The 9,223-nt window shown below is 71.8% G+C and carries 8 protein-coding genes; 1 reads left to right on the top strand and 7 read right to left on the bottom strand.

Annotated elements, in window-relative coordinates; all coding sequences use genetic code 11:
• The 4 genes from EFK10_RS29945 to EFK10_RS29930 all read right to left on the bottom strand — a co-directional run.
• Positions 1–397, bottom strand: a 397-nt coding sequence (locus EFK10_RS29945) for a biotin/lipoyl-containing protein (protein WP_322973428.1), incomplete at its 3' end; no start/stop codon positions are given.
• A 51-nt stretch (positions 398–448) separates the two neighbouring features.
• Complete coding sequence (lpdA, locus tag EFK10_RS29940; RefSeq protein WP_127358785.1) at positions 449–1,837, bottom strand: dihydrolipoyl dehydrogenase; 1,389 nt, start codon at positions 1,835–1,837, stop codon at positions 449–451.
• A gap of 307 nt (positions 1,838–2,144) precedes the next feature.
• On the bottom strand, positions 2,145–3,653 hold the full coding sequence (locus EFK10_RS29935; protein WP_127358784.1) for a leucyl aminopeptidase: 1,509 nt from the start codon (positions 3,651–3,653) through the stop codon (positions 2,145–2,147).
• A gap of 401 nt (positions 3,654–4,054) precedes the next feature.
• Positions 4,055–4,828 (bottom strand): adenosylcobinamide-GDP ribazoletransferase, encoded by a 774-nt coding sequence (locus EFK10_RS29930; RefSeq protein ID WP_127358783.1) that lies wholly within the window; start codon positions 4,826–4,828, stop codon positions 4,055–4,057.
• Between the two features lie 43 nt (positions 4,829–4,871).
• Between EFK10_RS29930 and EFK10_RS29925 the strand changes: the two genes are divergently transcribed.
• The gene (locus tag EFK10_RS29925; protein WP_127358782.1) at positions 4,872–5,615 is read left to right on the top strand and encodes a hypothetical protein; all 744 of its coding nucleotides are present in this window, start codon (positions 4,872–4,874) and stop codon (positions 5,613–5,615) included.
• On the opposite strand, the gene EFK10_RS29920 is transcribed toward EFK10_RS29925, so the two are convergent.
• The 3 genes from EFK10_RS29920 to EFK10_RS29910 form a co-directional block, all read right to left on the bottom strand.
• Positions 5,576–7,327, bottom strand: a complete 1,752-nt coding sequence (locus EFK10_RS29920) for a phosphatidylglycerol lysyltransferase domain-containing protein (protein ID WP_127358781.1) — start codon at positions 7,325–7,327, stop codon at positions 5,576–5,578. The two genes, EFK10_RS29925 and EFK10_RS29920, sit on opposite strands and share 40 nt — an antisense overlap.
• Before the next feature lie 87 nt (positions 7,328–7,414).
• Positions 7,415–8,440 (bottom strand): nicotinate-nucleotide--dimethylbenzimidazole phosphoribosyltransferase, encoded by a 1,026-nt coding sequence (gene cobT / locus EFK10_RS29915; RefSeq protein WP_127358780.1) that lies wholly within the window; start codon positions 8,438–8,440, stop codon positions 7,415–7,417.
• Between the two features lie 71 nt (positions 8,441–8,511).
• Positions 8,512–9,223: bifunctional adenosylcobinamide kinase/adenosylcobinamide-phosphate guanylyltransferase (locus tag EFK10_RS29910; protein ID WP_164836199.1), on the bottom strand; the 712-nt coding region annotated here is incomplete at its 5' end.

The following is a 9,223-nucleotide window of genomic DNA, read 5'->3' as shown; positions in this document are numbered from 1 at the left end:
CGGCGGCCGGAGCAGCAGCCGGGGCCGGGGCCGGAGCCTCGGCCACCGGGGCGGGGGCCGGAGCCTGCAGGGGCGCGGCAGCCGGCACGGCGGCCGGAGCCGCGACAGGGGGCGCGATAGCTCCAGTGGAGCCGGTGCTTGCACCGGGAGGCGCGCCCGTGCCGTCGTCGATGATGGCCAGCTCGGCGCCGACCTCGACCGTCTCGTCCTCGGCCACCTTGATGGAGGCGAGGATGCCGGACGCGGGCGCCGGGATCTCGGTGTCGACCTTGTCCGTCGAGACCTCGAGCAGCGGCTCGTCGGCCTCTACGTGCTCACCTTCGGCTTTCAGCCATCGGGTGACAGTGCCCTCGGACACGCTCTCGCCGAGCGCCGGCAGGGTTACGGAAACCGCCATGGTTTCGGTTGCTCCTAACGATCTGTGCGTATTGGTCTGCGTGTCCAGGGACTAGTCGTGCGAGTGCAGCGGCTTGCCCGCCAGCGCGAGGTGAGCCTCGCCGAGGGCCTCGCTCTGCGTCGGGTGCGCGTGGATCAGCTGCGCGACCTCGGCAGGCAGGGCCTCCCAGTTGTAGACCAGCTGGGCCTCGCCGACCTGCTCGCCCATACGGTCGCCGACCATGTGGACACCGACCACCGCACCGTCGCGGACCTGGACGAGCTTGATCTCGCCCGCGGTCTTCAGGATCTTGCTCTTGCCGTTGCCGGCCAGGTTGTACTTCAGGGTGACGACCTTGTCGGCGCCGTACAGCTCCTTGGCCTTCGCCTCGGAGATACCGACCGAGGCGACCTCCGGGTGGCAGTACGTGACGCGCGGCACGCCGTCGTAGTCGATCGGCACGGTCTTGAGGCCGGCCAGTCGCTCCGCTACCAGGATGCCCTCCGCGAAGCCGACATGCGCGAGCTGGAGGGTCGGGACCAGGTCACCGACGGCCGAGATGGTCGGCACGTTCGTCTGCATGTACTCGTCGACGAGGACGTAGCCACGGTCCATGGCGACGCCCGCCTCCTCATAACCGAGGCCCTGCGACACCGGGCCGCGGCCGACGGCGACGAGCAGCAGCTCGGCCTCGAAGGTCTTGCCGTCGGCCAGGGTGACCTTGACACCGTCAGCGGTGTACTCGGCGCTCTGGAAGAAGGTGCCCAGGTTGAACTTGATGCCGCGCTTGCGGAAGGCGCGCTCAAGAAGCTTGGAGCTGTTCTCGTCCTCGACCGGGACCAGGTGCGGCAGGCCCTCGATGACGGTGACGTCGGTGCCGAAGGACTTCCACGCGGAGGCGAACTCGACGCCGATGACGCCGCCGCCCAGCACGATCGCGGACTTCGGGACCCGGTCCAGCACCAGCGCGTGGTCGGAGGAGATGATGCGGTCGCCGTCGATGGTCAGGCCCGGCAGCGACTTCGGCACGGAGCCGGTCGCCAGCAGGATGTGGCGCGCGGTGTAGCGCTGGCCGTTGACATCCACCGAGGTCGGGGAGGAGAGCCGGCCCTCGCCGGTCACGTACGTGACCTTGCGCGAGGCCACCAGGCCCTGCAGGCCCTTGTACAGGCCGGAGATGACGTCGTCCTTGTACTTGTGGACCCCGGCGATGTCGATGCCCTCGAACGAGGCCTTCACGCCGAACTGCTCGCTCTCGCGGGCCTGGTCCGCGATCTCACCCGCGTGCAGCAGAGCCTTTGTGGGGATGCAACCGCGGTGCAGGCAGGTGCCGCCGAGCTTGTCCTTCTCGATCAGGGCGACGTCCAGACCGAGCTGCGCCGCGCGCAGGGCAGCCGCGTAGCCGCCGCTCCCGCCGCCGAGGATCACTAGGTCGAAAACGGTGCTGGCGTCGTTCGCCACGTCACGTCCTCCATGCATGGGTACGCCGGAGCCGGTCTGCCGTGACCGGGCGGCGGCTTTTTTTCGGCCGCTTCTGTTTACGGGGGCCCTGTCGTGCCGAGACAACATCTTCGCACTTGTTCGCGGTGGACGGGCCACCGGGCCGGGCTCTGAGACGTACGGAACGTCCAGCTCTCTGCCTACTCGTCGGTATCTCGCTCAGGGCGAACGCGATAACGTACGGGCCCCGGGCGATATGCCCGGGGCCCGTACATGTGTGACGCAAAGATCACACAGGACGTCGATCAGACGTCGATCGGAACGTCGATCACAGGACGTCGCCGTCGGCGGCCTTCTCGGCCAGCCGCACCAGCGTGCGCACCGCCGAGCCCGTGCCGCCCTTGGGGGTGTAGCCGAACGGGCCGGACTCGTTGAAGGCCGGGCCCGCGATGTCCAGGTGGGCCCACGGGATGCCCTCGCCCACGAACTCCTTCAGGAACAGCCCGGCCGCCAGGCCGCCGCCCATCCGCTCGCCCATGTTCGCGATGTCGGCGGTCGGTGAGTCCATCGCCTTGCGCAGCTCCACCGGCAGCGGCATCGGCCAGGACTGCTCGCCGGCCTCGGTCGCGATGTCGTGGACGGCGGTACGGAAGCCGTCGTCGTTGGCCATGATCCCGAAGATGTGGTTGCCCAGCGCCAGCACCATCGCGCCGGTCAGGGTCGCCACATCGACGATCGCGTCCGGCTTCTCCTCCGACGCGCGGGTGATCGCGTCGGCCAGCACGAGCCGGCCCTCGGCGTCGGTGTTCAGCACCTCCACCGTCTTGCCGCTGTACATCCGCAGCACGTCGCCGGGGCGGGTCGCGGTGCCCGACGGCATGTTCTCGGCCAGCGCCAGCCAGCCGGTGACATTGACCTCCAGGCCGAGCTTCGCCGCCGCGACCACGGCCGCGAAGACCGCCGCCGCGCCGCTCATGTCGCACTTCATCGTCTCGTTGTGACCGGCCGGCTTCAGCGAGATGCCGCCCGAGTCGTAGGTGATGCCCTTGCCCACGAAGGCCAGGTGCTTCTTCGCCTTGGGGGTCTTGTACGACAGCTTCACCAGCCGGGGCGGGTTCGCCGAGCCCTTGCCGACGCCGAGGATGCCGCCGTAGCCGCCCTTGGCCAGCGCCTTCTCGTCCAGCACCTCGACCTTCAGGCCGTGCTCCTTGGCCGCCGCCTGCACGACCGTCGCGAACTCCTGCGGGTGCAGGTCGTTCGGCGGCATGTTGATCAGGTCCCGCGCCCGGTTGACCTCGTCCGCGAGTGCGATCGCCCGGTCGGCGGCGGCCTTGTACGCCTTGTCGCGCGGCTTGGCGCCCACCAGGGCCACTTCCGCCAGCGGCGTCTTGCCGTTGCTCTTCGCCTGGTACGCGGTGTACGTGTACGCGCCCAGCAGCGCGCCCTGCGCGACCGCCTCCGCCGAAGCCGCGTCCGCCACCGGCAGCGCGAACACGGCCTTCTTCGAACCGCTCAGGCTGCGTGCCGCGGCCCCTGCCGCCTTCCGCAGCGCCTCCGCCGCGTACACCTCGCCGTCCGCCGGCGGCTCCCCGAGGCCCACCGCCAGCACCACCGGCGCCTTCACCCCGGCCGGCGCCGGCAGCTTCGTCACCTCGCCCTCGCCGCCCGACGCGCCCAGCGTCTCCAACGTCGCCGCCAGCTTGCCGCCGTACGCCTTGTCCACCGCCTCCGCACCCGGGGCGACCTCGGGGCCCTTCGCCCCCTTGGCCACGCCGACGACGACGGCGTCCGCGCGCAGCGCTGCGGCGGAGGAAGTGCTGAGAGTCAGTGCAGTCACGGTATTGAAGGTCCTGTTCCTCGTATTTTCCGGCCGGTGGATGGGCCGGCCGCCCTCGCCCACCGCACGCCATTCCGGGCTTCTCGTACCCCTGCGCCTGCGATGGGCGGACGCGGAATCGACACTACGCCGCGTCATAGCCCATCCGCCCCCGTCAACCCCACCGCAAGGGGTTTCCCCACCCTCGCCTACCCCCAGAGCGGGCAAAGCCGCCCTGGCGGGCCGGGCCGAAGCCCGGTTTCGGGAAAAGGGACCGGTTGGGTGGGGGAGACACCCGCCTGACCGCCGTGTCCACGACGGCGCCGGCCGACGAGGCGATCAGGGTCAGGTAGAGCGGCAGGGCCGCCCCCGCTATCTTGCGGTCCTTGCCCGGGGCGGCAGTTGACGTCACGGCGCCAACCCTAGCCAAGGGAGGCGACGACCAACGTGGCGATGACCGCCGTTTCGCAGAGCGCGCCGAACACGTCCCCCGTGACACCGCCGAAGCGGGCGCGGCAGCGCCGCAGCAGAAGCTCCGCGGCCGCCAGCCCGGCCACCGCCGAAGCGGCGAACTGCAGGACGCCCCAAGGCCCGAAAGCCGTACCGCACGCGGCGCCGAGGAGTACGACCACAGCCGCGGTGCCCCAGGCGGTGCGTACGGGGACGGCCCCCGCGACCGCGGCGCCGAGGCCGTCGGGGCGGGCCGGGGGGATGCCGGAGCGGCAGGCGAGGGTCATGGCGGCGCGGCCGACGGCGGAGGCGAGGGTGATGGCGACGGCGCCCAGGGCCCAGGAAAAGGCGTAGAGGGAGGAGAGGGCGGCGATCTGACCGAGGATCACGAAGAGGAGGCTGAGGACGCCGAAGGGGCCGATGTCCGACTGCTTCATGATGCGGAGGGCGTCCTCCGCGGGCTTGCCGCTGCCCAGGCCGTCCGCCGTGTCGGCGAGGCCGTCCAGATGGAGACCCCGGGTGAGGGCGGCGGGCACCGCGGCCGTGGCGACGGCGGCCAGCAGAGTGCTCGCCCCGAGGAGCAGCAGCAGGCCGCCGACGAAAGCCGCGACCGCCCCCACGACCAGGCCGACCAGCGGGGCGCAGAGCATGCCCGCGCGGGCGGCCGCGCGGTCCCAGCGGGTGACCCGGACCCGCAGGATCGTCAGGGTGCCGAAGGCGAAGCGCGGTCCGTCGTCAAAAGCCATGGCGTGCAGCGTATCGGGGCCGCGAATCAGTAGATTTACGGACATGGGTCACTGGTGGTACCGGAACATCGTCGAGCCGGGCAAGCTGCCGCTGCTTCTCGCGCTGGCGTCCTTCCTGGCGACCTTCGTGGTCACCCGGACGATCACCCGGCTGATCCGGGCGGGCAAGGGACCGTTCCGCAATGTCACCCCCGGCGGCATGCACATCCACCACGTGGTCCCCGGAGTCGTCCTCACCGTCATCGGCGGCTTCGGCGCGGTGGCGAGCAGCCAGCACGATTGGACGGCTGGGGTCTGCGCGGTGCTGTTCGGAATGGGGGCGGGGCTGGTCCTGGACGAGTTCGCGCTGCTGCTCTACCTCGACGACGTGTACTGGAGTGAGCGCGGCCGCAAGAGCGTGGAGGTGGTCGTGCTGACGGCCGCGCTCGTCGCGCTGCTGCTGGGCGGCTTCCTCCCGTTCGGCGTGAACTCGGTGACCGTCAGCGAGCAGCAGGACCGTATCGGCGTCGTTCTGACCGTGCTCGCCAATCTGATCCTCTCCCTCATTGCCCTCGTCAAGGGCAAGGGCCGGCTCGCGGTCGTCGGCATTCTCGTCCCGTTCGTCGCGCTGTTCGGGGCCCTCAGGCTCGCCCGCCCCGGCTCGTACTGGGCCGACAAGGTCTACGCCCGCCGCCCCCGCTCCCAGCGCCGTGCCCTCGACCGGGCCGCCCGCCACGACGCCCGCTGGGACGCGCCCCGGCGGCGGATTCAGGACTGGCTCGGCGGCACGCCGGACCCGGACCGCTGACGCCGTCGCTTGAACAGCGACAGCAGGCGCGGCGCCTGGATGAATCCCTCGGCCCGCGCGCTCGCGATCCCGATCCGCGGCAGCTCACCGCTCTTCTCGAACAGCAGGTAGCGCGGCTCCCAGATCGGCCGGTACTTGGCGTTCGCCCGGTACAGCGACTCGATCTGCCACCACCGTGAGAAGAACGTCAGCAGCGACCGCCACACCCGCAGCACCGGCCCGGCGCCCAGCCTCGCGCCCCGCTCGAAGACCGACCGGAACATCGCGAAGTTCAGCGAGATCTCTTTGACCCCGACCTCCTTCGCCCGCTGGATCAGCTCGATCACCATGAACTCGATCAGCCCGTTGTCGGAGTCCCGGTCCCGCCGCATCAGATCCAGCGACAGCCCCTCCGGCCCCCAGGGCACAAAGCTCAGCAGCGCCCGGGGCTCCCCCTCCGCGTCAGTGCACTCCAGCATCACGCACCGCCCGTCCGCCGGATCGCCCAGCCGCCCCAGCGCCATCGAGAAGCCGCGCTCGGTCTCGCTGTCCCGCCAGTGGTCCGCGCGCTCGAGCAGCGCGTCCATCTCCTCCAACGGGATCTCCTCGTGCCGGCGGATCCGCACGGTGTACCCGGCCCGCTTCACCCGGTTGTACGCCTGCCGTACGGACCGCATCGCCCGGCCGTCCAGGGTGAACTCGGCGGTCTCCACGAGCGCCTCGTCGCCCAGTTCCAGCGCGTTGAGCCCGCCGTGCCGGGCGTAGACCGTGCCGCCCTCCTCGCTCGCGCCCATCACCGCCGGCACCCACGCGTGCTCCCGTGCCTCGGCCAGCCAGGCGTCGATGGCGCCCGGCCAGGCCTCCGGATCGCCGATCGGGTCGCCGGACGCCAGCGAGACACCGCCGACGACGCGGTATGCGATCGCCGACTTGCCGCTGGGTGACCACACCACGCTCTTGTCGCGGCGCAAGGCGAAGTACCCGAGCGAGTCCCGTTCGCCGAACCGGGCCAGCAGCGCGCGCAGCCGCCGCTCGTCCTCCTCTCCGAGCAGCGCCGTGCCGTGAGGGGAGCGGAAGGCGACGTACAGCACCAGCAGGAAGAGCACCGCGCTGAGCACGTTGATGATGACGTTCACCCACCCGGGGGTCGAGATCCCCGGGAAGTCCGTGTCGCCGCCCGCCAGGGAGACCACCCGCAGCAGCGCATAGCCGAACCGCTCCCCGAAGGCCGAGCCGTGAGCCCGGTTGGTGACCGTCACCAGCGCGGTGGCGAGCAGTCCGCCGACCACCACGCCCCCGACGGCGACCAGGGCGGCCAGCCTCGGGTTCGCCCGGTCGCCCTTGGCGCGGAATTCGCGGCGCCCGAGCAGCAGCGCGGCGAAGAAGGTGGCGGTCAGGGCCAGCGACACCCAGTTCAGGGGGTGTTCACGGACGCCGGGGACCGTCAGCGACACGACCAGGATCAGCAGATAAAGCCCGCTGATCACCAGGTTGAGGATCCATGCGGCGCGCTTCCTGCGCCGCATGGTGATGCCGAGGAAGAACGCGAGGAGGGCGGAGGTGAAGCCGGCGGTCAGGAGGTACGGGGTGAAGTACTCGTTGACGTTGTGGCGGCGGATGTTGTTGCCGAAGGCGACCCAGACGGCGCTGAGGAGGTTGAGGAACCCCACGAGACGCAGGTACCAGACCGTGAACGACGCGGACGCGGGACCTGCGGCACGGACCATTCCCATAAAGGGTGATTTTAGGCGCAATACCCCGGAAGTGAGGGGGAGAAAGCCCGCCGCGCCGCCGCCAGAAGCGCCAGAAGCGCCAGAAGATCAGAAGCGTTCCGGCAGCCCCGCGGCCAGCGCGGCGGCGCCCTGCAGCAGCGGCAGCGCCAGCAGCGCGCCGGTCCCCTCGCCCGCCGTCACGCCCTGGTCGAGCAGCGGCTCGATGGACAGCCGGTCCAGGGCCTTGGCCTGCCCCGGCTCGCCGTTCGTCTGCCCGGCCAGCCACCAGTCCGGCGCCCGGAAGGCCACGCGCTGCGCGACCAGGGCCGCCGCGGCGGTGACCACCCCGTCGAGGATCACCGGGAGTTTGCGTACGGCCGCCTGCAGCAGAAAACCGGTCAGCGCGGCGAGGTCGGCGCCGCCCACCGCGGCGAGCAGCTGCATCTGGTCGCCGAGCACCGGACGGGCCCGGCGCAGCCCGTCTCGGATCGCCGCGCACTTGCGCATCCAGGCGATGTCGTCGATGCCCGAGCCCCGGCCCGTCACCACGGAGGCGTCCGTGCCGCACAGCGCCGCGATCAGCACCCCGGCGGCCGTCGTGCCGCCCACGCTCACGTTCCCGAGCAGGACGAGGTCGGTGCCCGAATCGGCCTCGTCGTCCGCGATCGCCACACCGGTACGGAAGGCCTGCTCGGCCTCCTCCAGCGTCAGCGCGTCCTCGACGTCCAGCCGCCCCGAGCCTTGTCGGACCCGGTGCGGGGCTTCCACCTGCACGTCCAGCCCGACATCCACGACCCGGATCTGGGCCCCGTACTGACGGGCCAGCACATTCACCGCCGAGTCGCCCTCGAGGACCTCGCGCACCAGCTCCACCGTGGAACCCGCCGGGTGCGCCGACACGTTGAGCGCCGCGACCCCGTGGTCCGCCGCGAACAGCAGGACCTTCGGGCGCGCGATCGTCCGCACCGGCACCTGCCCCTGGACGGCCGCCAGCCAGTCGGCGAGCTCCGCCAGCTTCCCCAGAGCCCCGGCCGGCCGCATCACCCGCTCCCACCGGTCGTGCGCATCGCGCCGGACCCCGGCATCGGGGCGCTCCACACGGGAGCCGAAGTCTTCGAGATTCACGCCGCTCACCGGCCGAACACTACCGCCCCGTCGCGGCAGTGGGGCCGTTGCATCCGCGCGGGCTTCGCGCCGCCCTCCCGTCAGCCCCGCAGCGGGAGCGCCTGCCCGGCCACGACGAGAAGGACGCACTCCGACTCGTCCGCGACCGCCGCGTTGAGCCGCCCGAGCTCGTCCCGGAATCGCCGGCCGCTCGCGGTCGCAGGCACCACCCCGGACCCCACCTCATTGCTGACGGCGACGACGGTCCGCCGGGTCGCCCGCCAGGCCGCCGTCAAATCGTCCACCCGCGACCGCAGTTCGTGCCGACCGCCGTGCTCCCACGCCGCGTCGTCCCACGCGCCGACGGCGTCCATCGCATCGGTCAGCCACAGCGCGAGGCAGTCGATCAGCAGCGCCGGCTCGTCGGCGCCCCCCGCGAGCAGCGGCACCAGGTCGCAGGTCTCCAGGGTCTGCCACGCCCCGGGCCGCCGCTCCCGGTGCAGGGCGATCCGCTGGGCCCATTCCGGGTCCCCCTCCCGCACACCTGCCGTCGCGACGTACAGCACGCCGGGGAAGGCGGCGAGCCGGTGCTCGGCCTCGACCGACTTGCCGGACCGGGCACCGCCGAGCACCAGTGTCCGGCGCGGCACGTCCGGCACGTCCGCGTACTCGCCGACGATCAGCGTCGTGCCGTCCGGTACGGCCCGCGCCCCCAGCGCCGCCAGCCGCCGCCGCAGCTCGGCCGCGCCCGGCGGCGCCGCGTGGTCGAGGTGGACGGCGAGCACGTCCGTCGTACGCCCGACCGCGCCCGCC

This window comes from Streptomyces soli (genome assembly GCF_003999195.1).
Classification (GTDB): domain Bacteria; phylum Actinomycetota; class Actinomycetes; order Streptomycetales; family Streptomycetaceae; genus Actinacidiphila; species Actinacidiphila soli.
This window is presented reverse-complemented; position numbering and strand designations above follow the sequence as displayed.

Coding starts and splice junctions, on each gene's coding strand:
- EFK10_RS29930 (WP_127358783.1), bottom strand. CDS start 4,828: ATGGCTTTTGACGACGGACCGCGCTTCGCCTTCGGCACCCTGACGATC.
- EFK10_RS29920 (WP_127358781.1), bottom strand. CDS start 7,327: ATGGGAATGGTCCGTGCCGCAGGTCCCGCGTCCGCGTCGTTCACGGTC.
- EFK10_RS29925 (WP_127358782.1), top strand. CDS start 4,872: ATGGGTCACTGGTGGTACCGGAACATCGTCGAGCCGGGCAAGCTGCCG.